A 24,980-nucleotide genomic window follows, 5' to 3' on the forward strand; every position below is an offset into this window, starting at 1 on the left:
GATACGCGCTGAAGCGGCCAATGCCATGATTAAACAACGCACCCTGAAAAATATTATCCGTGCCACAGGTATCGGCCTGCACTCGGGGGAGAAGGTTTACCTGACCCTCAAACCAGCACCTGTGAACGCTGGCATTGTGTTTTTCCGTACCGACCTTGAGCCGGTGGTCCAGATCAACGCTCACGCGTTGAATGTGGGTGACACCACGCTCTCCACGACGCTGTTCAATGGCGACGTGAAGGTCGATACGGTCGAGCACTTGCTGTCGGCCATGGCCGGCCTTGGCATCGATAACGCCTACGTTGAACTTTCTGCCTCCGAAGTTCCAATCATGGATGGCAGCGCAGGTCCCTTCGTATTCCTGATTCAATCGGCTGGCCTGGAAGAACAGGACGCACCGAAGAAATTCATCCGCATACTTAAAGAAGTGTGCGTAGAAGAAGACGGCAAGTCCGCCAAGTTCTTACCGTTTGAAGGGTTCAAGGTCGGGTTCGAGATCGATTTCGATCACCCGTATCTCAAGAACCGCACGCAAACGGCTTGTGTGGACTTTTCCAGCACTTCGTTCGTTAAAGAAGTGAGCCGTGCGCGGACATTCGGTTTCATGAAAGACATCGAGTATCTGCGTAAGCACAACCTGGCTCTGGGCGGCAGCGTTGAAAACGCGATCGTCGTGGACAAGGACGGCGTGTTGAACGAAGACGGTCTTCGTTATGAAGACGAGTTCGTGAAGCACAAGATTCTGGATGCCATCGGTGACCTGTATCTGTTGGGCAACAGTCTGATCGGCGAGTATCAGGGCTTCAAGTCGGGACACGGTCTGAACAATCGTTTGCTTCGTGCGTTGATCGCTCAGGAAGACGCTTGGGAAGTTGTGACCTTCGAAGATGCCAGCACCGCACCGATCTCTTACATGCGCCCTGTAGCGGCGGTGTAAACAGTCTCTTCTTCCTAGTTTTGATGTTTTCAGGCCACCTTCGGGTGGCCTTTTTTATGAGCGTCGATTAGATAGCGGGCATATCCGTTTTTTGTGTGTACTGGAGTTATGGTTCCGCCCTTACGGCGGGTCACTTTTCCCAACAGCCCGGATTGCCGGCCCAGAAAAAAGTAACCAAAAAGGCCGTGCTCCTGGTTGGGTTCCTCCTTCGTCGGAATACCTTCACTCCGGTCTCGCTCCGTGGGCCCGCGCCGAACGGGCATCCATGTCCGCAACGGCGCTCTCGCCGCATCCATGCGGCTCGGCCCACTGCGCGAGACCTGCGTTCAGCCTGCACCCAAGTCGCGATGGGTGTCGTCTGAGCTTTTTGCGTATGAAGATCAAGATCAAAAGCAGATCAAGAACAGATCAAAAGCTTCCCGGCTGAAGCCGGTCCTGCGGGGGGCGCCCCCGGTCCCGCACGTGTACACGGTGCGTTTTAGTGGGACCGGCTTTAGCCGGGAAGGGGCCAGTGAAAACGCCGGCATTCTGCAGGTTTACGAATCCCCAGCCTCTTTAGGCACAGCATGCGCGGCCAGCCGTTCGAGCGCAGCACGCAGTTTCGGGTCGGTGATGCCTTCCGCTGTTGCGGTGATGGTCTCGGCCGCCGCGACCGACAGATCGCGCGTATGCCCAGCTTCGGTCCGGTGGGTTCTCGCGGGCTGAACCTTCAATTGCAACCGGGTGAGGTTGGCGAATTCCTTGAACGCGACCAGTTGCCGTTGCAAACGCTTCTGTTGATAACGCAGTCGTGTCGCCCAGTGGCCGTCGGTGACGATGAGCAGCAGTGTACCTTCGCGCCATGACGCGACGTGGCAGTGCTCGCGGGCGGCGGGTTGTAGCTGGCTTTCCAGCAGACGCTGCAAGTGCGCGAGGCGTTGGGCGTGGTTGAAGATGGCTTTGAGGGGCCGGGCTTCGCGCAGAAGCACAGCCGGTGCGCGGGCGGGGAGGGGACGGAATGCCATGATGAGGTGCCTTGTGTTGCCAGGGCGTGATCTTAGCAGAATCGGTAGAAGCACCTTTGCGTCAGGCGTCCAGGGTGCAAATAAGCCCCGCGATCATGAAAAAACATTAATAAAACTTCTCACCCGCATGGGTTGAAGTCACGGGAAATGACCCTATTGTACTTCTGCCCCGTAACATTGCTGTGCCAGCATCGTGGAATAACGCCACTTTCCTCACCACCATTTCCGGGTAGAATGCTCGTTCGCATGCGGCCATGAGGGCTGCTCGGGCGACTCACGGGGCCGCCCTCCATCCCTATGTGTGGAAGATCCTTTCGATATGTTTGCACCTTTGTTAAAAAAACTTTTCGGAAGCAAGAACGAGCGCGAAGTGAAGCGCATGCTCAAGACGGTCCAGGTCGTCAACAGCTTCGAAGAGCAAATGCTCGCCCTCTCGGACGAACAGCTGCGCGCCAAGACCGACGAGTTGAAGGCCCGCATAGCCAAAGGTGAGACCCTCGACCAGCTCTTGCCAGAAGCCTTCGCGGTCTGCCGCGAGGCGGGTAAACGCATCATGGGCATGCGTCACTTCGACGTACAGCTGATCGGCGGCATGACGCTGCACGAAGGCATGATCGCCGAGATGCGTACCGGTGAGGGTAAAACCCTCGTCGCGACCCTCGCGGTCTACCTCAACGCACTGTCCGGCAAAGGCGTGCACGTGGTCACGGTGAACGACTACCTGGCCCGTCGTGACGCCAACTGGATGCGCCCGCTGTATGAATTCCTCGGTCTGACCGTAGGCGTGGTCACGCCTTTCCAGCCGCCGGAAGAGAAGCGCGCCGCCTACGCCTCCGACATCACCTACGGCACCAACAACGAATTCGGTTTCGATTACCTGCGCGACAACATGGCGTTCAGCCTGGAAGACAAATTCCAGCGTGAGCTGAATTTCGCCGTGATCGACGAAGTGGACTCGATCCTGATCGACGAAGCCCGTACGCCGCTGATCATCTCCGGCCAGGCCGAAGACAGCTCCAAGCTCTACACCGAAATCAACAAGCTGATCCCCAAGCTCGAGCAGCACATCGAGGAAGTGGAAGGCCAGGTCACCCAGCAGGGTCACTTCTCCATCGACGAGAAGTCCCGTCAGGTGGAGCTGAACGAGTCCGGTCACCAGTTCATCGAAGAGATGCTCACCGAAGTCGGTTTGCTGGCTGAAGGCGAGAGCCTGTATTCCGCGCACAACCTGGGCCTGCTGACCCACGTTTATGCCGGTCTGCGTGCCCACAAACTGTTCCATCGCAACGTCGAGTACATCGTTCAGGACGGCCAGATCCTGCTGGTCGACGAACACACCGGCCGTACCATGCCGGGTCGTCGTCTGTCCGAGGGCCTGCACCAGGCCATCGAAGCGAAGGAAGGCCTGAATATTCAGGCCGAGAGCCAGACCCTGGCCTCTACCACCTTCCAGAACTACTTCCGTCTCTACAACAAGCTGTCCGGCATGACCGGTACGGCGGACACCGAAGCGTTCGAATTCCACCAGATCTATGCTCTGGCCGTGATGGTCATTCCGCCGAACAAGCCGTTGGCGCGGAAAGACTTCAACGACCTCGTGTACCTGACCGCCGAAGAGAAGTACGCGGCGATCATCACCGACATCAAGGCCTGCCTGGCCGAGCAGCGTCCGGTGCTGGTAGGTACAGCGACCATCGAAACCTCCGAGCACATGTCTCGCCTGCTGGTGCAGGAAGGTATCGAGCACAAGGTTCTGAACGCCAAGTTCCACGAAAAAGAAGCCGAGATCATTGCCCAGGCCGGTCGGCCGGGTGCGCTGACCATCGCCACCAACATGGCCGGTCGCGGTACCGACATTCTGTTGGGCGGCAACTGGGAAGTTGAAGTGGCCAGCCTGGAAGACCCGACCCCAGAGCAGATCGCGCAGATCAAGGCCGACTGGCAGAAGCGCCATCAGCAAGTGATCGAGGCGGGCGGCCTGCACGTTATTGCCTCCGAGCGTCACGAATCCCGCCGTATCGACAACCAGTTGCGTGGTCGTGCCGGTCGTCAGGGTGACACCGGTTCAAGCCGTTTCTACCTGTCGCTGGAAGACAGCCTGATGCGCATCTTCGCCTCTGATCGGGTGAAGAACTTCATGAAAGCGCTGGGCATGCAGTCCGGTGAAGCGATCGAGCACCGCATGGTGACCAACGCCATCGAAAAAGCGCAGCGCAAAGTCGAAGGCCGCAACTTCGACATCCGCAAGCAGCTGCTCGAGTTCGACGACGTTTCCAACGAACAGCGCAAAGTGATCTACCACATGCGTAACAGCCTGCTGGCTGCGACCAACATTGGTGACACCATTGCCGAGTTCCGCGAAGAAGTCCTCGATGCCACAATCTCCGCGCACATCCCGCCGCAGTCGTTGCCTGAGCAGTGGAACGTGGCCGGTCTGGAAGCCGCGCTGAACAGCGATTTCGGCGTGAAGCTGCCGATTCAGCAGTGGCTCGACGAAGACGATCACCTGAACGAAGACACTCTGCGTCCGAAGTTGATGGAAGCCATCTTGGCGGCCTACAACGAGAAAGAAGACCAGGCCAGTGCCGAGGCGCTGCGCACCTTCGAGAAGCAGATTCTCCTGCGCGTGCTGGACGACCTGTGGAAAGACCACCTGTCGACCATGGATCACCTGCGTCACGGTATTCACCTGCGCGGCTACGCTCAGAAAAACCCGAAGCAGGAATACAAGCGCGAGTCGTTTGCCCTGTTCCAGGAGCTGCTCGATTCGATCAAGCGCGACGCCATTCGTGTGCTGTCCCACGTCCAGGTTCGCCGCGAAGATCCGGCCGAGGAAGAGGCGCGTCTGCGTCGCGAAGCCGAGGAGTTGGCGCAGCGCATGCAGTTCCAGCATGCCGAAGCGCCGGGCCTGGATCAGCCGGACCTGCTCGCTGAAGAGGGCGAAGACGTCGCGGTAGCTGCAGCCGCCGCACTGTCGCCGGTTCGCAACGACCAGAAGCTGGGTCGCAACGAATTGTGCTGGTGTGGTTCGGGCAAGAAATTCAAGCACTGTCACGGCCAGATCAGCTAATTCGCCCACCGCGAAGAGCTGTAGCTGACCTGTAATATCACGCCGCGACCGGCTCAGCCGTCGCGGCGTTTTTCAATCAATCGAGCCGTGTCGGCGAGGCCGCGCGGTGTGACTGTCTTTCAAGGAGCGCACTTCATGGCTGTTGGTCTTGGTCCTTTGCCGACGCTGCACCCGGTTCCCGGTTTTGAACTTGGCATCGCTTCCGCCGGCATCAAGCGCCCGGGGCGCAAAGATGTTGTGGTCATGCGCTGCGCCGAAGGCTCCAGTGTCGCGGGCGTATTCACCCTGAACGCGTTTTGCGCGGCGCCGGTGATCATCGCCAAACAGCGCGTGCAGGGCACTGTGCGCTATCTGCTGACCAACACCGGCAACGCCAACGCTGGCACGGGCGAACCGGGCCTTGCCGCTGCCGAGCGCACCTGCGCGAAGCTGGCCGAGATAACCGGGGTGGACGCCAGCGCCGTGCTGCCGTTTTCCACGGGCGTGATCGGTGAGCCGTTGCCCGTCGAGAAGATCGAAGGCGCGCTGCAGGCGGCGCTGGATGATTTGTCCGTCGACAACTGGGCCGCAGCGGCCACCGGCATCATGACCACTGACACGCTGCCCAAGGGCGCGAGCCGTCAGTTCGTGCTCGACGGCGTGACGGTCACCGTGACCGGGATCAGCAAAGGCGCGGGCATGATTCGTCCGAACATGGCGACCATGCTGGGCTACATCGCTACCGACGCCAAGGTGGCGCCGAGCGTGCTGCAGGACCTGATTCGCGACGGCGCCAACAAGTCGTTCAACCGCATCACAATCGACGGCGACACGTCGACCAATGACTGCTGCATGCTGATCGCCACCGGCCAGGCCGACCTGCCTGCGGTGAGCGAGGCCAAGGGCCCACTGTTCGAAGCGCTGAAAAAAGCCGTCTTCGAGGTGTGCATGGACGTCGCCCAGGCCATCGTCCGTGACGGCGAGGGCGCGACCAAGTTTGTGACGGTCGAAGTCAACGGCGGCGGCAATCACCAGGAATGCCTGGACGTCGGTTACACCGTCGCGCACTCGCCGCTGATCAAAACCGCGCTGTTCGCGTCAGACCCTAACTGGGGCCGGATCCTGGCGGCCGTAGGGCGTGCGGGCGTGCCGAACCTGGACGTCAGCAAGATCGACGTGTTTCTGGGTGACGTCTGCATCGCCAGCAAAGGCGCCCGCGCCAGCACCTACACTGAAGACCAAGGCTCGCTGGTGATGGCGCAGGAAGAAATCACCATCCGCATCGAGTTGGGCCGTGGCGATTGCAGCGAAACCATCTGGACCACCGACCTGTCGCACGAATACGTGAAGATCAACGCGGAATACCGCACCTGAGTCACGAGCGAGTCCACCGGTCTCAACGGAGCCAAGACATGAGCCTGCGCCTGATCATCGGCGACAAACGTTATTCCTCCTGGTCGCTGCGTCCGTGGCTGGCGCTTGCGCTGACCGGCGAGACGTTCACCGATCAGGTGATTCGCCTGAATCAGGCTGACACCACGCGGCTGATTCTGGAGCATTCGCCGACCGGTAAAGTCCCTGCGCTGAAGTGCGAGCACGGCACCATCGTTGATTCTCTGGCGATCTGTGAATATCTGGCGGAGCGCTTCCCCGATGCAGGTCTGTGGCCGGCAGAGGTCGCCGCCCGCGCTCAGGCTCGGTCGGCATGCGCGCAGATGCACAGCGGCTTTGTCGGTCTGCGCTCGCGCTTGCCGATGGACCTGCGTCAGGACGAGGCGCTGGAGGTCATCGCGGTCGAAGCTCAGGCCGATATCGACCGCATGGTTGCGCTGTGGCGTGAATGCCGCGCGGTGTCGGGCGTGAGCGAAGGTTTTCTGTTCGGCACGCCGGGCATCGTCGATGCGTTCTTCGCACCGGTCGCCGTGCGCTTTCGTACCTATCGCGTCGAGCTGCCAGCGGACGCGGCGGCCTACGTCGAAACGATTTATCAGTGGCCTGAGTTCAAACGCTGGCAGAAAGCGGGTCTGGAGGAAGGTTGAACGTGAAACGCATCCATGTGGCCGCGGCGGTTATCCGTGGCAGCGACGGCAAGATCCTCATCGCCCGACGCACCGACAAACAGCATCAAGGCGGCTTGTGGGAGTTTCCTGGCGGCAAGGTTGAACCGGATGAATCGGTCGAGGCCGCGCTGTCCCGCGAGTTGCACGAAGAGCTCGGCATCGTCGTGACGGCGGCGCGTCCGCTGATCAAGATCAAGCACGACTACCCGGACAAACAGGTGTTGCTGGACGTGTGGGAAGTCTCGTCGTTTACCGGCGAGCCCCACGGTGTTGAAGGGCAACCGCTGGCCTGGGTATCGCAGCGGGAACTGGCCGAGTATGAGTTTCCGGCGGCCAATCGGCCGATCGTGGCCGCTGCGCGTTTGCCGGGTGAATACCTGATCACCCCGGACGATCTGGAAACGCCCGAGCTGCTGCGTGGTATACGCACGGCGGTGGCTGGCGGCATCAAGCTGGTTCAACTGCGGGCGCCGAACATGTACGACCCGAAATACCGTGACGTTGCGGTGGACGCGGTCGGGCTGTGCGCGGGCAAGGCGCAGTTGATGCTCAAAGGTCCGAGGGAATGGCTGGGTGACTTTCCGGCGGCGGGCTGGCACCTGACCAGCGAACAGCTGCGCAAATACGCCAGCAAGGGCCGTCCGTTTCCTGAAGATCGCTGGCTGGCAGCCTCTTGTCACGACGCTGAAGAGTTGAGTCTGGCCGAGCAGATGGGCGTGGATTTCGTCACCCTCTCGCCTGTGCTGCCGACGCAAAGCCATCCGGACGCCCAGCCGCTGGGTTGGGAAAAGGCTCGCGACTTGATCGAGGGCTTTAGCAAGCCGGTTTATCTGCTGGGCGGGGTAGGGCCGACGGATCGTCAGCACGCGTGGGAATGTGGCGCGCAGGGTGTGGCGGGGATCAGAGCGTTCTGGCCGCAGGGCTAAAAGCTGTTCCGATCTGAGTTCGAGAACAAAGGTTGCTACACCGCAGATTCAACGGCGAATGAAGCCCCTATGGGAGCGAGCTTGCTCGCGAAGCTTTATCAGTCACCGCATCTCTAGCGGCTGAAACGCAGTCTTCGTGAGCAAGCTCACTCCCACAGGATTTGCGCTTGCCAACTGAGTTGCGGTGTATCAGGACAGCAGCACGTCAGGACAGCAGCCCCTCAGCACCGCAGCACTGTCTCACAAATCACTGCGGCTTCTTAGCAGGCTCCCACAAAATCTCCGCTACACCCTCACGCCGGGCGATGATCCGCGCCGCGACAAACAGCAAATCCGACAGCCGATTGATGTACGCCAGACCAACCCCGGCCAGTGGCTCGACCGCGTTCAGGTGCTGACAGCGTCGCTCCGCTGTACGCGCCAGGCTCCGGCAGACGTGGGCCTGGGCGATCAGCGTCGAGCCGCCCGGCAGGATGAAATTCTCCAGCGGCCCCAGCTCTTCATTCCAGTGGTCGATCGCCGTCTCCAGACGGTCGATCTCCGCCGCATTCAACGCCTGATATTCAGGCATCGCCAGCTCGCCGCCCAAGTCGAACAACCGATGCTGACACGGCGCCAATACGTCGATGACTTCCTGCAACGCCGGATGAGTCGCGACTGCCGCCGAAAGGCCCGCCAGCAATACGCCGACCTGACTGTTCAGCGAATCGACTTCCCCGATGGCCTCGACCCGCGGGTGATCCTTCGGCACTCGGCGACCATCGCCCAGGCCCGTTTCGCCGGTGTCACCCGTGCGCGTGTAAATTTTCGACAAGCGAAATCCCATGGCTCTACTCCCGGTCGTTCTGACCAATGACCTGTGGTGCAGGCATCTCTATCGAATTGTCCACCAGCGGCAGGCGCAAGGTGAAACAGGTGCCCTGGCCGAGGGTGGAATGCACTTCCATCTGGCCTTTGTGGTTGTTGGTGATGATGAAATACGACACCGACAGCCCGAGGCCCGTGCCCTGGCCGATCTCTTTGGTGGTGAAAAACGGCTCGAAGGTGCGCTTGCGCACGCTCTCGGACATGCCGATGCCGTTGTCCTCGACCTGGATTTCCGCCCAGGGCGGGTTCAGGCGCGTGCGCAAAATAATACGCCCTGGCTCCCTCGCGTCTTCACGCTGATGGATAGCCTGAGCGGCGTTCTTCAGCAGGTTGAGCAGCACTTGCTCCAGTTCGTTGGCTGTCGCAGGCACCGGGCCCAGAGCAGGATCGAACTGGCGAATGATGTTCTGGCCCTTGAAGTCAAAGCCGATGGTCAGGTCGAAGTCGTTGCTGGCGATCTCCACGGCCTGATCAATCAGTGCCGGCAGATCACAGGGCGCCAACTGCCGGTTGCTGCGTCGGCTGAAGCTGAGCATGTGGCTGACGATCTTCGCCGCCCGCGCTCCGGCCGACTGAATGCCGTCCAGCAACTGCGGCACTTCGCGGGCGATCAGGTATTGATTGACCGCGGCCAGCTCGATGCCTTCCTGCTGGGCCTGTTCCAGGTTCTTGGGCAGATCGGGCGACAGCCGACGGCGGATGTTCTGCACGTTGTGCATGATCGCGCCGAGGGGGTTGTTGATTTCATGGGCCATGCCTGCGGCCAGGCCACCCACCGAGAGCATCTTCTCGGACTGGACCATCATTTCCTCCAGCGACAGGCGCTGGGTAATGTCATCGATGCGGATCACCGCGCCACGGCCTGCATCGCCGGTCAGAGGGTAGAAGGTGATGGCGTAATGACGCGACTCTTCGCCCTTGACCCAGGTGACACGCTCGATCTTGGTGACGGTGTGACGCTCGACGGTCTGCTTGATCTGCGGCAAAAACGCGCGCATCGGCGGGAATGCCGAATAAATCGGCTGGTTCAGCGCCTCGTCCAGTGGGGTGCCGGACAGGGCGCCGGCTTCCTGATTCCACTGGGTGACGTACAGTTGCTCGTCCAGGGCAATCAGCGCTGAAGGCATGGAGTCGATGATGCTGTTGAGATAGTTCTGAAACCCCGTGAGCTTCTTCTCGATCTTGCTGCGCACCTGCACTTCAAGCTCCAGCTTGCGGTTGGTGTGACGGGTTTCCTCCGCCAGACCCTGCGCCTGATCGTAGGCTTCCTGGGACTCATCGCGTGCGCGTCTGAGCTGCTGTTCACGGGCTTCCATGCGCGAGAGCATGGTGTTGAACGCCTCGGCGAGCGAACCGATCTCGTCCTTGTTGCCGGGGGTCGCCCGCAGCGCGTAGTTCTCCTCGCGGGTCACCCGCCGGGACAAATCTTCAAGCTGGTAGATCGGCTCGGTGATGAAGCGCCGAATCTGCCGGGCGACACCGGCCCAGAGCAGGATGCTGAAAATCAGAATGCCGATACTGGCGGTCAGCGTGCCGGTGTAGAACGCCGTCGGCAGTTCGCTGCTCGCGACCAGCAACAGATGCCCCGGCGCTTGCCCTGCTTTGGGGATGGGGATGACCTGAGTGTTGCGAAACTCGGTAATGCGCCAGCTCTCCAGATCCCGATAGTGGTCGGGCATGCGCAACTTGTCGCCCTGCTGCATCTGCGCCAGACGCGTACCGCTGCTGTCGTAAACAGCCGCCGCCCGCAACGGGCCGTAATTTTTCAGTTCCTTGAGCAGCGCCTGGGCGTTGTAGGTCGAGGATAAGGCTTGCTCGGACAGCCCCGGATTGCTGATCAGTCGACCGATCGTTTGCAACGCCTGGGGCGCCATCGCTTCCTGAGAGATGTAGTAGGCGGCGCTGATGAAGGTCAGGTTGGCGACCACCAGCACGGTGGTGAGCAATACCAGCAAGGCGGCCAGAAGTTTTTGACCGACCGGCAGGTTTTCGAGGCGCTGGCGCAATGGCATGGGGCAGGTCACCGGAAGGAGGAGCGGGCAGGTTAGCGCTGTTCCGCCCGTGAGCAAACCCGTCAGTCGCTGGGCAGACCTCGGGCGTTGAGGTGTTCGATCAGGCGCAGGCGCAACAGGTTCAGTGTGGGTGCCGGGCAATCAAGCGCCGCCGCCGTGGCGCAGACATGCCCGAGCAGGTAGCGGATCTCGGTGCGGCGGCCTTGGGCGACATCCTGATACATCGAGGAATAATTCGCAGCGGTGGCGGCAATCACCTGCTGCACTTGATCCAGCAACCCTTCCGCCGCGCCGGGCTGACCGCAGCAGTGCAGCACATGGCCGAGCTCGGCACACAGCGCCGTCACTTCCTCGGCATGAGCCTGCAGCTCGCCGTTGCGGCATTGGTGCAAGACGGTCAGCGGGTTGATGGCGCAGTTGAGCGCGAGCTTGCGCCAGAGGCGTTCGGCGATGTCAGCGGTCCACTGATGGGGGATGCCCGCTTGCTTGAGTTCGTCCAGCCAGGCCGGCGCCGCGCCTTGCTGCGTGTCGCCCAGCCAGTTGAAGCCCTGTCCGGCGAACACCACGCTCCCGTCTTCATGGCGGTAGGCGCCTTCGGTGCTGGAGACAAAGATGCAGCGTGCCTCGGGAATCATGGCGGCCACGGCGTCCTGGCTGCCCAGCCCGTTTTGCAGCAGGAGCACCTCGGCCCTGTCGGTCAGGCGATGGGCGACGGCTGCAACCGCATGTTCAGCGTCGTAGGCCTTGCATGCCACCAGCAGCCGCTGGATCGGTTCATCCGCGCTGACCGTCTGCGCCGGAATGGCAAACGTCTGGCGCTGACCGTTTTCGTTGAGCGTCAGACCGGCTTGCGTGTTGTAGGCCGCCAGTCGAGCCTCGTCGCGCACGATCAGGCGCACCGGCAGACCCGCCCGGGCCAGTCGCGTGGCCCACAGACTGCCCAAGCTGCCCGCGCCCAGCACATGCCAGCAAACGCGACTCAAAAGAAATCACGCCCGATGACGAAGATCTCGGTGCGCAAGGAAAACCAAATCAACATCGCAGGCTCACATGAACGTGGGAAAAGTCTCGTTATAATGACCGGGCTTTCATACCGTCAAGTCAGGCGTGCTCCATCCACATGTCGAGCCGCGCCGTATCAATTGGAGAATCTAAATGCCCTCGTTCGACGTAGTGTCTGAACTGGATAAACACGAAGTCACGAATGCCGTCGACAACGCGATCAAAGAGCTGGACCGCCGCTACGACCTCAAAGGCAAAGGCAGCTTCGAGTTCACGGAAAAAGACCTGCTGATCAAGATGACCGCCGAAGAAGGTTTTCAGCTCGAAGCCATGATCGAGATCCTCAAGCTGGCCTTGGTCAAGCGCAAGATCGACGTGCAGTGCCTGGAACTGAAGGACCCCTTCGCGTCCGGCAAGGTAATGAAACAGGAGGCCACGCTCAAGGAAGGCATCGACAAGGAGCTGGCGAAGAAGATCGTCGCTCACATCAAGGAAGCCAAGCTCAAGGTTCAGGCTGCGATTCAGGGCGAGCAAGTGCGCGTCACCGGCAAGAAGCGTGACGACCTGCAAGAGGCGATCGCTGCGCTGCGTGGTCACGAGTTCGGCATGCCGCTGCAATTCAACAACTTCCGCGACTGATTCCCCTGCTATTTGCCCTGCGATTTCATGTTGGCTCAGGAACCCGAGGGGTTCCTGTGCGTCCGAATGCAGGTCTGGCTGAAATAACGGGCCCACTTGGCGCCGTTGCTTCAGCCTTCCATGTCGCGACCCCGAGGAGAAATAGATGGACTTGGATTTAAACGGCCAGGTAGACCATCTGGTGAAAGCGTCTCAGGCCTGGATCCCGATGGTCATGCAATACGGCAGCAAAGTGCTGCTGGCAGTGGTCGTCCTGCTGGTCGGCTGGTGGCTGATCAATAGACTGACGTCCCGCGTGGGCGCGCTGTTGGCGCTGCGCCACGTCGACCTGGCGTTGCAGGGCTTTATCAGCAGCATCACCAACATCATTCTGAAGATCCTGCTGATTGTCAGCGTTGCCTCGATGATCGGGGTTGAAACCACCTCGTTCGTGGCCGCGATCGGTGCGGCGGGTCTGGCCATTGGTCTCGCGTTGCAGGGCAGCCTGGCGAACTTTGCCGGCGGCGTGTTGATTCTGCTGTTCCGTCCGTTCCGCATTGGCGACTGGATCGAAGCGCAGGGTGTGTCGGGCACCGTGGACGGGATTCAGATCTTCCATACCGTGCTGCGCACCGGCGACAACAAGACGGTGATCCTGCCCAACGGCAACCTGTCCAACGGCATCATCACCAACACCAACCGTCAGCCGACGCGCAAGATCACCTTCGACGTGGGCATCGATTACGACGCCGACCTGAAGCAGGCGCTGCAAGTGCTGATGGATATGGCGGATGATCCGCGCATCTTGCAGGATCCGGCGCCACAGGCGGTGGTCGCGGCATTGGGCGACAGCTCGATTACCGTGTCCCTGCGTGTGTGGACCAAGACTGGTGACTTCGGTGACGTGTCGAACCGCTTCAACGCTGAAATCCGCGACCGCCTGCGCGCGGCTAACATCGACATCCCGTTCCCGCAGCGGGTGATTCGTGTGGTGCAGGATGAGCAGCCCGCAAAGGCGTAACGCTCGATTGCACAAACCAAAAAGCCCCGACTCGTGAGAGTGCGGGGCTTTTTGTTGAGTGGGAAAGGCTATCTGGCGATGGACCTCGCTGCTTTGTACGCGCTCACTCTCGTTCAGACGCCGCGCTGTCGTGCATAAACGCGGTCCCACAGGATAGGGTTCGCCAGCGAATCTTTTTACAGAACCGAATCCGCAGGCTTGGCGGGTTCTGGAGCTTCTTCCTGTTCTTCCCGCGCTTCTCGGCGTGCTTCCTGCGCCCAGTGCAGGGCGATCATGAACAGCGTTGGCACGCCCATCAGCGCGGTCGCCAGGAAGAAGTTGTGGTACCCCAGCTTCTCCACCATGACCCCGGAATATCCGCCTATCAGACGCGGCAACAGCAGCATGATCGAGCTGAGCAGCGCGTACTGAGTGGCCGAGAACTTGAGGTTGGTCAGGCTCGACAGATAAGCCACGAACGCCGACGTCGCAAGGCCCGAGCTGAAGTTGTCCAGCGAGATCGTGACGATCAGCATCTTCAGGTTCGGGCCCATGTCGGCCAGCATCAGGAACAGCAGGTTGGTCGCTGCCGAGGTCACACCGCCGATGAACAGGATCGGCAGAATGCCGAAGCGCACGATCGCCAGACCGCCAAACGCCGCGCCGGCCAGCGTCATCACCAGCCCGAAGATCTTGCTGACGCTGGCAATCTGATCCTTGGTAAAGCCCTGGTCGATATAGAACACGTTCGCCATGACGCCCATGACTGTGTCGGACATGCGATAGGTGGCGATCAGCCCCAGTAGCAGAAAGGCCTGCCAGCGATAACGCAGGATGAAATCGTTGATAGGCGTCAGCACCGGCGCCAGACCGCGGCGGCCCATGGACGACAGGCAGGCCACGGTCAGCAGCGTGTAGAGGATCGCGCGCAGAAAGGCGCGGTCTTCCATCAGCAGGTCTTTCCAGGTGGTGCCCTGAAACAGCACGCTGGCGAAATCGGTGTTGTACAGCTGGGTGAACATCGCCGGCACCGAGACCAGCAGAATGATCAGCACGAACACCGAGGCCAGTTGATGGGCGAAGCCGTAGCGCACGGCCGCCAGCTGGGTGCGGATCGGCACGGACGGTTCACGCATGATCAGGCTGGTGATCAGCGCAGGCACCATAAGCAGGCCGAACAGCACGTAGGTGCCAGCCCAGGCCGAGTGCTTGTAGGCAAAGCCGGTCGAACCGAAGCCTTCGGCGAAGTACAACGCGCCGGCAGTGGCGAGGAGGGCGGCCACGCGGTAGCCGGCCATGTAGCTGGCGGCGAGAGTCGCTTGCTGGCTGTCGCTGGCGATTTCCAGGCGGTAGGCGTCGATGGCGATGTCTTGGGTTGCGGAGGAGAACGCGACCAGCACGGCAATCGCGATCAGCCACGACAGATGCTGCTGCGGGTCACAGAACCCCATGCCGATCAGCCCCAGGGTCACCAGCGATTGCGAAAGCACCAGCCACGAGCGACGTCGGCCGAGCCGGCCCAACAAAGGCAGGCTCCATTGATCGAGCAGCGGCGACCAGACCCATTTAAAGGCATAGGCCAGGCCAATCAGGCTGGCGTAGCCAATGGTTTCACGCGCAACGCCGGCTTCGCGCAGCCAGACAGACAGCGTTGAGAACACCAACATGTAGGGCATGCCCGCGGCAAAGCCGAGCAACAGGAGCACAAACGTAGAGGGGCTGGCATATGCGGCGAGCGCGGCGCGCCAGGTTTTGCGGGGCATGGGCTGGAATCTGCCTCAGGTTACGTAAACAAAGCGCGCACTCTAACCGTTGTGCTCTGTCGGGCGCCAGCCATGACGCTGCATATCCACACGATTGTTACGGATGGTCACGCCCTCGGCCCGCAAGCGCGCCCGTTGCTCCTCGCCCGACACGGTTCCGGGGGCCAGGCTGATGCGCCCGCCGGCGCCAATCACGCGATGCCAGGGCAGGCTGCTGCCGTCCGGCAACTGGCTCAACGCTCTGCCAACGAAACGCGCCGCTCGTCCCAAACCGGCCAGCTCGGCCAATTGACCGTAACTGACCACCTTGCCTTCCGGCACTTGATGCAGTGTGAGGTATAACGCCGTGCGCCGTGCCTCCGCGGGAGAGAGGCCGGCAGGGTCGTTTTGAGCCGATGATTGTTCGATCACGCATTCGTTCCTGTAAAAGGGATGAACGGGAATTTTCGATAAGGAACTAGGGAAACTTCCTACTGTCAGTGTTACCTGTGTCGGCGGTCTGCCGATTGCCAACCCGTTATCTATCCGGATAATGCCCGATTCTCCGCGAACCAGAGCCTTGTCGTTGCTTATGTTGTCCAGAACCCTGTTGTGCGTTGCTGTTGCTACTGCTTCTACCCCATTGCTCGCCGACACCGTCTGGTTGAAAAACGGCGACAAGATGACCGGGACTATCAAGTTCTTCGACGGCGGCAAGCTGCTGATCAATACCAAATATGCAGGCGACGTCCCGCTGGACTGGAAGGAAATCAAGACGCTGGAAAGTGACCAGCACCTTCTGGTAAAGCAGGACGCCACCACTGGCGAAGTGTCCAAGTCGTTGCAGCCGGCCGAAGATGGCAAGGTCACGCTGGCCAATGGCGATGCGCCGAAGACGGTTGAACTGGCGAGCATCCAGCAGATCATCAAGCCCAAGCCGGTGGTCACCGATCTGGTCTGGAAGGGCAACGTCGATGCTGCACTGGACTTCCAGCGCGCCGAGAACGACACCGACGATTACAACATTGCCTTCAAGACCTCCGCGACCCATGGCCAGTGGCGCCACAACGCCAAGGGCGAGTACAACCGCGAATCGCAGGACAGCCTGACCACCACCAATAACTGGGACGCCGAATACTCGGTCGACCGGTTCTTCACGGACAAGTGGTTCTGGGACGGTCGTATCACCTACAAGCGTGACACCATTGAAGACCTGGCCCGTCAGCGCACCGTGGGTACCGGTCCGGGCTACCAGTTCTGGGACGACGAACTGGGCGCATTCAAAATCGGCGCGCTGCTTAACCGCACCGATTTCGAATATTCCAACGGCGAGAAGGACAACTTCTATTCCGTGTCCGGCACCTGGGACTACAACCGTTACCTGATCGGCAAGAAGGTCGAGTTCTTCACCAACGGTGAAGTCGGCAAGCCTATCAGCGGCGTGGCTGACTACAGCCTCGAGACAGAAGTGGGCCTGCGCTACAAAGTCACAGAATGGGCGTCGCTCAACCTCAAGGCCGAGAAAGACATCATCAGCGGCTCCGACAACGGCGACCTGGACAAGACCCGCTACACCGCCGGTTTTGGTGTTTCCTGGTAAAACAGCCTTATCAATGCCTGAGCGTGCGCAGATGACGACCTGATCTGCGTGCGTTGGCTTGTTTCATTTTCAAGCGTTTGCTTCTTACGCGAATCCTCCGCGAAATCGTCACCCCCGCTCAATCTGGCACCTTCCTACGATAACGATTATCGTGGGGCCTGCGTCGCCGTCTGCTGCTTCGCGTCCTTCGATGCCTTCGTTTTACTGTTCAGGAGCCTCACATGAGCGCCAGCGCCAACCGGCAAGCCCGTACCTTGCTGCTCAAGGAATACCGCGGCGTGTTGTCGACCCATTCCAAGTCGATGCCCGGTTACCCGTTTGGCTCGGTGGTGCCTTATTGCCTGGACGACCAGGGCCGTCCGTTGATCCTCATCAGCCGCATCGCGCAGCACACCCACAATCTGCAGCTCGACGCCAAGTGTTCCTTGCTTGTGGGCGAGCGCGGCGCCGAGGATGTGCAAGCGGTGGGGCGCGTCACGCTGATGGCCGAAGCCGAGAAGATCAGCGACGAGGCGCAGATTGAAGCGGCCGCTCAGCGTTACTACCGTTATTTCCCTGAATCCGAGAGTTACCACAGTGCTCACGATTTTGATTTCTGGGTGCTGAAGCCGGTGCGCTACCGGTTTATTGGCGGGTTTGGCGCGATTCACTGGCTGGACGACGCGGCATTGGCCAATCCCTTCGCCGGGGCTGCGGAGATCAGCATGGTCGAGCACATGAATGCCGATCACGCCAAGGCCATCGCCCACTACGTCGAGCTGGCCGGTTTGCCACAGACCGAGCCCGCCACGCTGGTGGGCATCGACAGCGAGGGCATGCACCTGCGCGTGGGCCAAAGTCTGCACTGGTTGGCCTTCCCGGAGCCCTGCAATACGCCGACACAAGTCCGCCAGGCCTTGGTTCAACTGGCTCACGCTGAAAAATGGCCCACACTTGAACCGGCCGAGGCTTGAATTAACGACTTTGCGACGTCACGTAAGGGCTACTGGAAGCCTTCTTCCGTCTAGGAACTCACTTTGATGCGCGTTTTTCTTCTGCTTTTATTGCTTTTTCCGGTGCTCGAGCTGTTCGTGCTGGTGAAAGTCGGGATGTCGATCGGCTTTCTGCCGACCTTCCTGTTGGTCGTTGCCGGGTCGATGCTCGGTGTTTTCGTGGTGCGGATCGCCGGTGTCGCCACCGCGTTGAGTGCCCGGCAGAGTCTGGCCCGTGGCGAGCTCCCTGCCCAGCAGATGCTCGACGGTTTGATGATGACCATCGGCGGCGGTTTGCTGGTGCTGCCGGGCTTTATCAGCGACGTGCTGGGCCTGCTGTTTCTCATGCCGTTCACCCGTCGCATGATCGTCGGCAAGGTGCGTAACCGCGCCGAGGCTCAGGCCGCGCGCCAGCGTGCGTTTGCCGAGAATATGCATGCGGCGAATTCGCCAGGTCCCATGCACCCCGGTGCTGCCCGCCCTGAAGCACGTCGCCCTGAAGTCATTGAGGGTGAAGTGATCGAAGGCGAGTTCGAACCCCTCGATAAAAAGTGATTCAACGTCACCACGACACGGCACCTGCGGGTGCCGTGTTCGTTTTCGCGACCGCCATTCATGCAAAAAATTTCTCGGGTCAGCCTTGAAATCGGCTTGCTCGCCCTTATGTATGGGTCACCGCAAGGTTTCTGGCGCGTTTCGTCAGACCGTATTCTGCGGTTCGCTCGCGAACCGTAACCGGCAAGCCCGGATGTTTTAACCCGCCGGTGTCCGCACCGGGCGTTTAAAAACCATAATTAGGAGATCGACAATGAAGCTTCGTCCTCTGCATGACCGCGTCGTAATCCGTCGCAGCGAAGAAGAAACAAAAACTGCTGGCGGTATCGTGCTGCCTGGTTCGGCTGCTGAAAAACCTAACCGTGGCGAAATCATCGCCGTCGGCAACGGTCGCATCCTGGACAACGGTGAAGTACGCGCGCTGGCCGTGAAAGTGGGTGACAAAGTGGTGTTCGGCCCTTACTCCGGCAGCAACACTGTGAAAGTAGACGGCGAAGACCTGCTGGTGATGAGCGAGAACGAAATTCTCGCGGTCGTCGAAGGCTGAGTTGATACCCCATTTCCCGTTACTACAAAGTATTTAAGGAATAACGATCATGGCTGCTAAAGAAGTTAAATTCGGCGATGCTGGCCGTAAAAAAATGCTGGCTGGTGTCAACGTCCTGGCCGACGCAGTAAAAGCAACCCTGGGCCCGAAAGGCCGTAACGTCATCATCGAAAAAAGCTTTGGCGCTCCGCTGATCACCAAAGACGGTGTGTCCGTAGCCAAAGAAATCGAGCTGAAAGACCGTTTCGAAAACATGGGCGCGCAGCTGGTCAAAGACGTTGCCTCCCGTGCAAACGATGACGCTGGCGACGGTACCACCACTGCTACCGTTCTGGCCCAGGCCATCGTCAACGAAGGCCTGAAAGCCGTCGCTGCCGGCATGAACCCGATGGACCTGAAGCGCGGCATCGACAAGGCGACCATCGCCATTGTTGCCGAGCTGAAGAAGCTGTCCAAGCCTTGCACCGACACCAAGGCAATCGCCCAGGTCGGCACCATCTCGGCCAACTCGGACAATTCCATCGGCGACATCATTGCCGAAGCGATGGAAAAAGTGACCAAAGACGGCGTTATCACCGTTGAAGAAGGTTCGGGTCTGGAAAACGAGCTGTCTGTTGTTGAAGGCATGCAGTTTGACCGTGGCTACCTGTCCCCGTACTTCATCAACAAGCCGGACACCATGGTTGCCGAGCTGGACAGCCCGCTGCTGCTGCTGGTTGACAAGAAGATCTCCAACATCCGCGAAATGCTGCCAGTTCTGGAAGCCGTTGCGAAAGCTGGCCGTCCTCTGCTGATCGTGGCTGAAGACGTTGAAGGCGAAGCACTGGCGACTCTGGTCGTGAACAACATGCGTGGCATCGTCAAAGTTGCAGCGGTCAAAGCCCCAGGCTTTGGCGACCGTCGCAAGGCCATGCTGCAGGACATCGCCGTTCTGACTGGCGGTACCGTTATCTCGGAAGAGATCGGCCTGAGCCTGGAAACCGCTACCCTGGAACACCTGGGTAATGCCAAGCGCGTTATCTTGAACAAAGAAAACACCACCATCATCGACGGTGCTGGCGTTCGTGCCGACATCGACGGTCGTATCGCGCAGATCCGCCAGCAGATCGGCGACACGTCTTCGGACTACGACAAAGAAAAACTGCAAGAGCGTCTGGCCAAGCTGTCGGGCGGCGTTGCAGTGATCAAGGTCGGTGCCGGTTCCGAAGTTGAAATGAAAGAGAAGAAAGCCCGCGTTGAAGACGCCCTGCACGCAACCCGTGCAGCCGTTGAAGAAGGCGTGGTGCCTGGCGGTGGTGTTGCTCTGGTTCGTTCGCTGCAGGCGATTTCCGAACTGCGTGGCGACAACGCTGATCAGGACGTCGGTATCGCTCTGCTGCGTCGCGCGGTTGAAGCGCCTCTGCGTCAGATCGTTGCGAACTCGGGCGACGAGCCTAGCGTTGTGGTCGACAAGGTCAAGCAGGGTACGGGTAACTACGGTTACAACGCTGCGAGCGGCGAGTACGGCGACATGATCGAGATGGGTATTCTCGATCCGGCCAAGGTGACGCGTTCTGCTCTGCAGGCTGCTTCGTCGATCGCCAGTCTGATGATCACCACTGAGGCGATGATTGCTGATGTGGCTGATGAGAAGGCTGCTGGTGGCGGTATGCCTGATATGGGCGGCATGGGTGGTATGGGCGGCATGATGTAAGCCAGCCGTACCCCGATGTAGAAAAAACCCCGCTTCGGCGGGGTTTTTTTATGGGCTTTTTTTGGGTTTGGTGGGGGGCATATCCATTATTTGTGGTGTGGCTGATTCACCTTTCCGCCCTTACGGCGGGTCACTTTTTCCAAGAGCCGAAAAAGTAACCAAAAAGGCCCTGCTCCTGGTTTGGCCCCTCCTGCGTCGGGGTTCCTTCACTCCGGTCTCGCTCCGTGGGCCCGCGCCGAACGGGCATCCATGCCCTGACGGCGCTCTCGCCGCATCCATGCGGCTCGGCCCACTGCGCGAGACCTGCGTTCAGCCTGCACCCAAGTCGCGTTTGGCGGTGTTTGGACTTCTTGTGTTCGAAGATCAAAAGCAGATCAAAGGCAGATGCAGATCAAGGTTTCCCGGCTAAAGCCGGTCCTACGGGGAGCGCCGCCGATCCCACTGGGTGGACACGTTGCTTTCAGTGGGACCGGCTTTAGCCGGGAAGAGGCCCGCTTGGGCGCCATCAATTTTCGGTCTAACCCCCGATCGTTCCCACGCTCTGCGTGGGCATGCATCCCGTGACGCTCCGCGTCATCCTGAAATGGCATTACCCTGTAACGGCTTCTCCATTCACCACCACGTTCTTCTTCTTGGCCGGTCGGTACAGCACAAAGTAATACGCCCCCAAACACAGCAGCCAGCAGAACACCGCTGTCCAGATGTTGTGGGAGAAGAAGTGCGCGCCCTGGAGCATTCGTCCGACGGAGAAGACGGTGCCCAGGCCCGCCGCGAAGATCAGGCCGGCTTTGGCCAAGCGGGGTTTGCGGTCGCGGAAGACGAAGAACAGGGCGAACAGTGTGAAGCCGGTGGCTGCGTGACCGCCGGGCCAGCAGCGGCCGGGTTTGTCGGTTTGCGGGCGGGGGCTGAGGAGTTCGCTGTAGGTTTCCTGGCCGCCGAATTCTTTCAGGCTCCACGGGCATTGCACCGATGTCACGACTTTCACCGGCGTAACAAAGCTGGTGGATAACGCCATCGACAGCACCATGCAGCCCAACTCGCGTTTCCACGGCTTCAGCACGTTGACGAAGAACGAGGCGATGAAGCTCACGAAGGACAACACGCCGATGGCGATGACGGCTTGTTTGGCGCGGTCGTGCAGGACGTCTTCGAGAAAGAAGCTGTGCCGACCGATGAACTCGCCCGCTACGGGGTCGTAGGCCAGTTTGGCGATGTCCATGTCCAGCGAAGTCAGTTCCAGCAAGATCAGAACGATGGCGGTCACGGCCGGGATGCCCAGATAAACCCAGAAGTTGATCGGGCGTGAGGCGGGCCGTTCGAGTGCGTGTGACATGGCGAATCCCGTGTAGTGGGCGAGGGGGAGCGGGGGTTTATTGAGCCAGAGCGGTGCGAAGTCTGAGCAGAACGCTGTCGCGGCGCCGTGAACCGCGAGTGAAAAAAACGTTATGCACGGAGGTGCTGGCCCTTGAGCGCGCATCGCCGTAAGCTGCCGCCAACTCTGACCTTGTTGAACGGCATCTCGCGCCGTGTCCCGGGTCTCGCCACACCGCATAGGGAGACACGCGCCATGAGAATTCTGCTGGTTGAAGACAACCGCGACATCCTGGCAAACCTCGCCGATTACCTCGGTTTGAAGGGTTACACCGTCGATTGTGCCCAAGACGGCCTGTCCGGTCTGCACCTGGCGGCGACCGAGCATTACGACCTGATCGTGCTCGACATCATGCTGCCCGGCATCGACGGTTACACCCTGTGCAAGCGCCTGCGTGAAGACGCGCGCCGCGACACGCCGGTGATCATGCTCACCGCCCGCGACCAGCTCGACGACCGCCTGCAGGGTTTCCGCTCCGGCGCCGACGACTACCTGCTCAAGCCGTTCGCGCTGTCGGAACTGGCGGCGCGCATCGAGGCTGTATTGCGTCGTGCGCAAGGTGGCGGGAGGCGTACCCTGCAGGTCGCCGATCTGATCTACGACCTGGACACCCTGGAAGTGACTCGCGAAGGGCGTCTGCTCAAACTCAACCCGGTTGGCCTGAAATTGCTGGCGGTGTTGATGCAGAAGAGCCCTCACGTCCTGCGTCGTGAAGTCCTGGAAGAAGCCCTGTGGGGCGATGACTGCCCGGACAGCGACAGCCTGCGCAGCCATGTTCACCAATTGCGCCAGGTCATCGACAAGCCGTTCGCCAAGCCGCTGTTGCAGACCGTCCACGGTGTCGGGTACCGCCTCGCCGAGGGGCGTGATGGAGTTTAAGCAGAGCCTCGCCCAACGGATCATCATCGCCTTCGCCTTGATGAGCGCGCTGGTTGCCGGGTGCTTCGCGATGGGCATCGTCGCGACGGTGCACCTGGTCGAAGAGAAGCTGATTTCGGCTGGACTGGGCGGCGACCTGACGCGTCTGCTGCTGATGGACAGCGTCAACGACTGGAGCCATCGCCCCGAGCCGGATCAGCTGTTTTACTTCAGCGGCGGCCCGGGGGATTTCGAGCTGCCGAAAGATTTGCGTCATCTGGAACCGGGCTTTCATGAGGTGTTTCGCGGGCCGTTGTCCTACCACGCCATGGTTGAGGTGGTAGACGGCCGTCACTATGTGCTGCTTCAGGACCAAAGCGATTTCGAAGAGCGTGAGCGCGTGCTGTTCGCCGTCGTGCTGGTGGGCTTTGTGCTGGCGCTGGCGCTGGCGATCTTCCTCGGCTGGATATTGGCGCGCCGGGTAATGGCGCCCGTGGTACGGCTGGCGCGACAGGTGCGTCATCGCGATCAGCTGCTCGGCCTCGCCCCGCCTCTCGCCCCCGATTACGCCGCCGACGAAGTGGGTGAGCTGGCGGTGGCCTTCGACGCCACGCTGGGCCGCCTGCGCGATGCCCTGACCCGTGAGCGGATGTTTACCAGCGACGTCAGCCACGAACTGCGCACGCCGTTGATGGTGCTGGCCAGTTCCTGTGAGCTGCTGCTGGAGAACCCGGCGCTGGATCAGCGCGCCCGTGCCCAGGTTGAGCGCGTGGCGCGGGCGTGCGAAGAAATGCGCGATCTGGTGCAGACCTTCCTGATGCTGGCCCGCACCCAGCGCGATGACCTCGCCCTGTACCCGCAACTGACCCTGCAAGGCGCCGCCCAGCAACTGATCAGCCTGTGGCGCGAACCGATCGAACGCAAAGGCCTGACCCTGGAATACCTGCCCGGCGAGCCCTCAGATACCGCTTACAACGCCACCTTCCTCTATGCCGTGATGGGTAACTTGCTGCGCAACGCGTTGCACTACACCGACACCGGCTTTATCCGTCTGATCCTGCGAGAAGGCGGGTTCATGGTGGAGGATTCCGGCGTGGGGATACCGGAAGAAAAACGTGAGGCGATGTTTCAGCCATTTGTGCGCGGTACCGAGCAACGCGGCGAAGGTTTGGGCCTGGGGCTGTCGTTGGTGCAGCGTATCTGCGAGAACCAGGGGTGGTCCGTCAGCCTGGACACCATGGAGCCCAACGGCTGCCGGTTCAGCGTGGACATGGGTTTGCGCCCTGGCAAAGACTCCGCTCTGTTGCCGTCGACAAATGTACAGCCTGTGTAAAGGTGCTAAAACAGACCGGGATATGGCCGTATGCTGGCCCTAAGTCCTTGAATAATCTCGTAACATTTGTTCACTTTTTCGGACGCTTTTTTCACATTCATCTGACCTGAGCGTGACGCTTCGCTGCTTAGTTTGGCCCTCTCATCAAAGGGGAGGCAGCCATGAGCAAGCGGATCGAGCTGGATTTTTCACGCAAATACGACGACGAACACGCTAAAAGGTATTTGCGCAAACACAACGATGGACTGGCCAGGCGCCTGTCTGATCGCCGGGACAAACAACTCGCACGCCGCGCACTGGCGTTGGCGGGCGAACCGGGGCTGGTGCTGGATTTACCCTGCGGCGCAGGACGTTTCTGGCCGGTGCTGGCCGAGAAAGCCAACCGGGTGATCATCGGGGCGGACAACTCGGCTTCCATGGTCAAGATTGCCTGCGAGTCGCAACCCGCGGAGATCGTCAAGCGCGTGCAGCCGCTGCAGACATCGGCGTTTGCCATCGAGATGCCGGACAACGCTGTCGACAGCATCTTCTGCATGCGCTTGATGCATCACGTTGGCAAGGCTGAAGACCGCGCCGTGCTGTTGAAAGAGTTTCACCGGGTGAGCCGGGACAGCGTGATCTTGTCGCTGTGGGTGGATGGCAATTTCAAGGCCTGGAAGCGGCGCCGCGCTGAAGGGTCGCGACCGAAACATGATTATCAGAATCGCTTCGTGCTGCCGGTGGCCACCGTAGAGGCCGAATTTGAACAGGCAGGGTTTCGGATTCAGGAACGCCTGGATTTCCTGCCGATGTACGCCATGTGGCGTGTGTATCTATTACGTAAGAGGTAACAGG

22 protein-coding genes are annotated in these 24,980 nt (G+C 60.3%); 15 read left to right on the top strand and 7 right to left on the bottom strand.

Going from position 1 to position 24,980, the window contains the following annotated elements; genetic code table 11:
* The first annotated feature begins 25 nt into the window (after positions 1 to 25).
* A complete protein-coding gene (lpxC, locus tag IFT47_RS00900) occupies positions 26 to 937 on the top strand; it encodes a UDP-3-O-acyl-N-acetylglucosamine deacetylase (RefSeq protein ID WP_065992158.1) in 912 nt (303 codons plus the stop codon).
* A 536-nt stretch (positions 938 to 1,473) separates the two neighbouring features.
* Here lpxC and IFT47_RS00905 read toward each other — a convergent pair.
* Positions 1,474 to 1,941 carry a DUF721 domain-containing protein gene (locus tag IFT47_RS00905; RefSeq protein ID WP_192171754.1) on the bottom strand — a complete coding sequence of 156 codons (468 nt, stop codon included), beginning with the start codon at positions 1,939 to 1,941 and terminating at the stop codon, positions 1,474 to 1,476.
* A gap of 319 nt (positions 1,942 to 2,260) precedes the next feature.
* On the opposite strand from IFT47_RS00905, the gene secA reads away from it, so the two are divergent.
* The 4 genes from secA to IFT47_RS00925 all read left to right on the top strand — a co-directional run bounded on the left by secA (position 2,261) and on the right by IFT47_RS00925 (position 7,976).
* Positions 2,261 to 5,011 (top strand): preprotein translocase subunit SecA, encoded by a 2,751-nt coding sequence (gene secA, locus IFT47_RS00910; protein WP_192171753.1) that lies wholly within the window; start codon positions 2,261 to 2,263, stop codon positions 5,009 to 5,011.
* 135 nt (positions 5,012 to 5,146) lie between these two features.
* A complete protein-coding gene (gene argJ / locus IFT47_RS00915) occupies positions 5,147 to 6,364 on the top strand; it encodes a bifunctional glutamate N-acetyltransferase/amino-acid acetyltransferase ArgJ (RefSeq protein WP_192171752.1) in 1,218 nt (405 codons plus the stop codon).
* 38 nt (positions 6,365 to 6,402) lie between these two features.
* Entirely contained in the window at positions 6,403 to 7,029 is a 627-nt protein-coding gene (locus IFT47_RS00920) for a glutathione S-transferase family protein (RefSeq protein WP_192171751.1), read from the top strand.
* Between the two features lie 2 nt (positions 7,030 to 7,031).
* Entirely contained in the window at positions 7,032 to 7,976 is a 945-nt protein-coding gene (locus tag IFT47_RS00925) for a Nudix family hydrolase (RefSeq protein ID WP_192171750.1), read from the top strand.
* A gap of 247 nt (positions 7,977 to 8,223) precedes the next feature.
* Here the strand turns inward: IFT47_RS00925 and IFT47_RS00930 are convergent, their stop codons facing one another.
* From IFT47_RS00930 to IFT47_RS00940, 3 genes are all read right to left on the bottom strand, one after another.
* Positions 8,224 to 8,802: a cob(I)yrinic acid a,c-diamide adenosyltransferase gene (locus tag IFT47_RS00930; protein ID WP_192171749.1), complete on the bottom strand. Its 579-nt coding sequence runs from the start codon at positions 8,800 to 8,802 to the stop codon at positions 8,224 to 8,226.
* A 4-nt stretch (positions 8,803 to 8,806) separates the two neighbouring features.
* Complete coding sequence (locus tag IFT47_RS00935; RefSeq protein ID WP_192171748.1) at positions 8,807 to 10,855, bottom strand: sensor histidine kinase; 2,049 nt, start codon at positions 10,853 to 10,855, stop codon at positions 8,807 to 8,809.
* A gap of 62 nt (positions 10,856 to 10,917) precedes the next feature.
* Complete coding sequence (locus IFT47_RS00940; RefSeq protein WP_192171747.1) at positions 10,918 to 11,838, bottom strand: putative 2-dehydropantoate 2-reductase; 921 nt, start codon at positions 11,836 to 11,838, stop codon at positions 10,918 to 10,920.
* A gap of 172 nt (positions 11,839 to 12,010) precedes the next feature.
* Here IFT47_RS00940 and IFT47_RS00945 point away from each other — a divergent pair, with 172 nt between their 5' ends.
* On the top strand, positions 12,011 to 12,496 hold the full coding sequence (locus IFT47_RS00945) for a YajQ family cyclic di-GMP-binding protein (protein WP_065992166.1): 486 nt from the start codon (positions 12,011 to 12,013) through the stop codon (positions 12,494 to 12,496).
* A gap of 151 nt (positions 12,497 to 12,647) precedes the next feature.
* On the top strand, positions 12,648 to 13,496 hold the full coding sequence (locus IFT47_RS00950) for a mechanosensitive ion channel family protein (RefSeq protein ID WP_133772600.1): 849 nt from the start codon (positions 12,648 to 12,650) through the stop codon (positions 13,494 to 13,496).
* A gap of 176 nt (positions 13,497 to 13,672) precedes the next feature.
* Here the strand turns inward: IFT47_RS00950 and IFT47_RS00955 are convergent, their stop codons facing one another.
* Both IFT47_RS00955 and IFT47_RS00960 read right to left on the bottom strand, forming a co-directional pair.
* A complete protein-coding gene (locus IFT47_RS00955) occupies positions 13,673 to 15,238 on the bottom strand; it encodes an AmpG family muropeptide MFS transporter (protein WP_192171746.1) in 1,566 nt (521 codons plus the stop codon).
* Between the two features lie 42 nt (positions 15,239 to 15,280).
* Positions 15,281 to 15,649 (bottom strand): MGMT family protein, encoded by a 369-nt coding sequence (locus tag IFT47_RS00960; protein ID WP_192171745.1) that lies wholly within the window; start codon positions 15,647 to 15,649, stop codon positions 15,281 to 15,283.
* Positions 15,650 to 15,809: 160 nt separating this feature from the next.
* On the opposite strand from IFT47_RS00960, the gene IFT47_RS00965 reads away from it, so the two are divergent.
* From IFT47_RS00965 to groL, 5 genes are all read left to right on the top strand, one after another.
* A complete protein-coding gene (locus IFT47_RS00965) occupies positions 15,810 to 16,817 on the top strand; it encodes a DUF481 domain-containing protein (protein ID WP_065992174.1) in 1,008 nt (335 codons plus the stop codon).
* A 221-nt stretch (positions 16,818 to 17,038) separates the two neighbouring features.
* The gene (locus tag IFT47_RS00970; protein ID WP_192171744.1) at positions 17,039 to 17,770 is read left to right on the top strand and encodes a HugZ family pyridoxamine 5'-phosphate oxidase; all 732 of its coding nucleotides are present in this window, start codon (positions 17,039 to 17,041) and stop codon (positions 17,768 to 17,770) included.
* 66 nt (positions 17,771 to 17,836) lie between these two features.
* Positions 17,837 to 18,343, top strand: a complete 507-nt coding sequence (locus IFT47_RS00975; protein WP_192171743.1) for an FxsA family protein — start codon at positions 17,837 to 17,839, stop codon at positions 18,341 to 18,343.
* A gap of 253 nt (positions 18,344 to 18,596) precedes the next feature.
* A complete protein-coding gene (locus IFT47_RS00980) occupies positions 18,597 to 18,890 on the top strand; it encodes a co-chaperone GroES (protein WP_065992178.1) in 294 nt (97 codons plus the stop codon).
* 49 nt (positions 18,891 to 18,939) lie between these two features.
* Complete coding sequence (gene groL / locus IFT47_RS00985) at positions 18,940 to 20,583, top strand: chaperonin GroEL (protein WP_133772246.1); 1,644 nt, start codon at positions 18,940 to 18,942, stop codon at positions 20,581 to 20,583.
* Positions 20,584 to 21,172: 589 nt separating this feature from the next.
* Here the strand turns inward: groL and IFT47_RS00990 are convergent.
* Positions 21,173 to 21,916, bottom strand: coding sequence for a phosphatase PAP2 family protein (locus IFT47_RS00990; protein WP_192171742.1), 744 nt, complete (start codon positions 21,914 to 21,916; stop codon positions 21,173 to 21,175).
* A 234-nt stretch (positions 21,917 to 22,150) separates the two neighbouring features.
* Here IFT47_RS00990 and colR point away from each other — a divergent pair, with 234 nt between their 5' ends.
* The 3 genes from colR (at position 22,151) to IFT47_RS01005 (ending at position 24,976) form a co-directional block, all read left to right on the top strand.
* Positions 22,151 to 22,834 carry a two-component system response regulator ColR gene (gene colR, locus IFT47_RS00995; RefSeq protein ID WP_037014624.1) on the top strand — a complete coding sequence of 228 codons (684 nt, stop codon included), beginning with the start codon at positions 22,151 to 22,153 and terminating at the stop codon, positions 22,832 to 22,834.
* A complete protein-coding gene (locus tag IFT47_RS01000; protein ID WP_192171741.1) occupies positions 22,824 to 24,146 on the top strand; it encodes a sensor histidine kinase in 1,323 nt (440 codons plus the stop codon). The genes colR and IFT47_RS01000 overlap by 11 nt, the downstream gene beginning before the upstream one ends.
* A 161-nt stretch (positions 24,147 to 24,307) precedes the next feature.
* Positions 24,308 to 24,976: a class I SAM-dependent methyltransferase gene (locus IFT47_RS01005; protein WP_192171740.1), complete on the top strand. Its 669-nt coding sequence runs from the start codon at positions 24,308 to 24,310 to the stop codon at positions 24,974 to 24,976.
* The last annotated feature ends 4 nt before the right edge of the window (positions 24,977 to 24,980 follow it).

Source organism: Pseudomonas sp. CFBP 13711, assembly GCF_014842265.1.
Lineage (GTDB): Bacteria > Pseudomonadota > Gammaproteobacteria > Pseudomonadales > Pseudomonadaceae > Aquipseudomonas.

What these genes read in the sequence shown, in the direction of transcription:
- lpxC (WP_065992158.1), top strand. Translation starts at nt 26, where the DNA reads ATGATTAAACAACGCACCCTGAAAAATATTATCCGTGCCACAGGTATC.
- IFT47_RS00905 (WP_192171754.1), bottom strand. Translation starts at nt 1,941, where the DNA reads ATGGCATTCCGTCCCCTCCCCGCCCGCGCACCGGCTGTGCTTCTGCGC.
- secA (WP_192171753.1), top strand. Translation starts at nt 2,261, where the DNA reads ATGTTTGCACCTTTGTTAAAAAAACTTTTCGGAAGCAAGAACGAGCGC.
- argJ (WP_192171752.1), top strand. Translation starts at nt 5,147, where the DNA reads ATGGCTGTTGGTCTTGGTCCTTTGCCGACGCTGCACCCGGTTCCCGGT.
- IFT47_RS00920 (WP_192171751.1), top strand. Translation starts at nt 6,403, where the DNA reads ATGAGCCTGCGCCTGATCATCGGCGACAAACGTTATTCCTCCTGGTCG.
- IFT47_RS00930 (WP_192171749.1), bottom strand. Translation starts at nt 8,802, where the DNA reads ATGGGATTTCGCTTGTCGAAAATTTACACGCGCACGGGTGACACCGGC.
- IFT47_RS00935 (WP_192171748.1), bottom strand. Translation starts at nt 10,855, where the DNA reads ATGCCATTGCGCCAGCGCCTCGAAAACCTGCCGGTCGGTCAAAAACTT.
- IFT47_RS00945 (WP_065992166.1), top strand. Translation starts at nt 12,011, where the DNA reads ATGCCCTCGTTCGACGTAGTGTCTGAACTGGATAAACACGAAGTCACG.
- IFT47_RS00955 (WP_192171746.1), bottom strand. Translation starts at nt 15,238, where the DNA reads ATGCCCCGCAAAACCTGGCGCGCCGCGCTCGCCGCATATGCCAGCCCC.
- IFT47_RS00965 (WP_065992174.1), top strand. Translation starts at nt 15,810, where the DNA reads ATGTTGTCCAGAACCCTGTTGTGCGTTGCTGTTGCTACTGCTTCTACC.
- IFT47_RS00970 (WP_192171744.1), top strand. Translation starts at nt 17,039, where the DNA reads ATGAGCGCCAGCGCCAACCGGCAAGCCCGTACCTTGCTGCTCAAGGAA.
- IFT47_RS00975 (WP_192171743.1), top strand. Translation starts at nt 17,837, where the DNA reads ATGCGCGTTTTTCTTCTGCTTTTATTGCTTTTTCCGGTGCTCGAGCTG.
- IFT47_RS00980 (WP_065992178.1), top strand. Translation starts at nt 18,597, where the DNA reads ATGAAGCTTCGTCCTCTGCATGACCGCGTCGTAATCCGTCGCAGCGAA.
- groL (WP_133772246.1), top strand. Translation starts at nt 18,940, where the DNA reads ATGGCTGCTAAAGAAGTTAAATTCGGCGATGCTGGCCGTAAAAAAATG.
- IFT47_RS00990 (WP_192171742.1), bottom strand. Translation starts at nt 21,916, where the DNA reads ATGTCACACGCACTCGAACGGCCCGCCTCACGCCCGATCAACTTCTGG.
- colR (WP_037014624.1), top strand. Translation starts at nt 22,151, where the DNA reads ATGAGAATTCTGCTGGTTGAAGACAACCGCGACATCCTGGCAAACCTC.
- IFT47_RS01000 (WP_192171741.1), top strand. Translation starts at nt 22,824, where the DNA reads ATGGAGTTTAAGCAGAGCCTCGCCCAACGGATCATCATCGCCTTCGCC.
- IFT47_RS01005 (WP_192171740.1), top strand. Translation starts at nt 24,308, where the DNA reads ATGAGCAAGCGGATCGAGCTGGATTTTTCACGCAAATACGACGACGAA.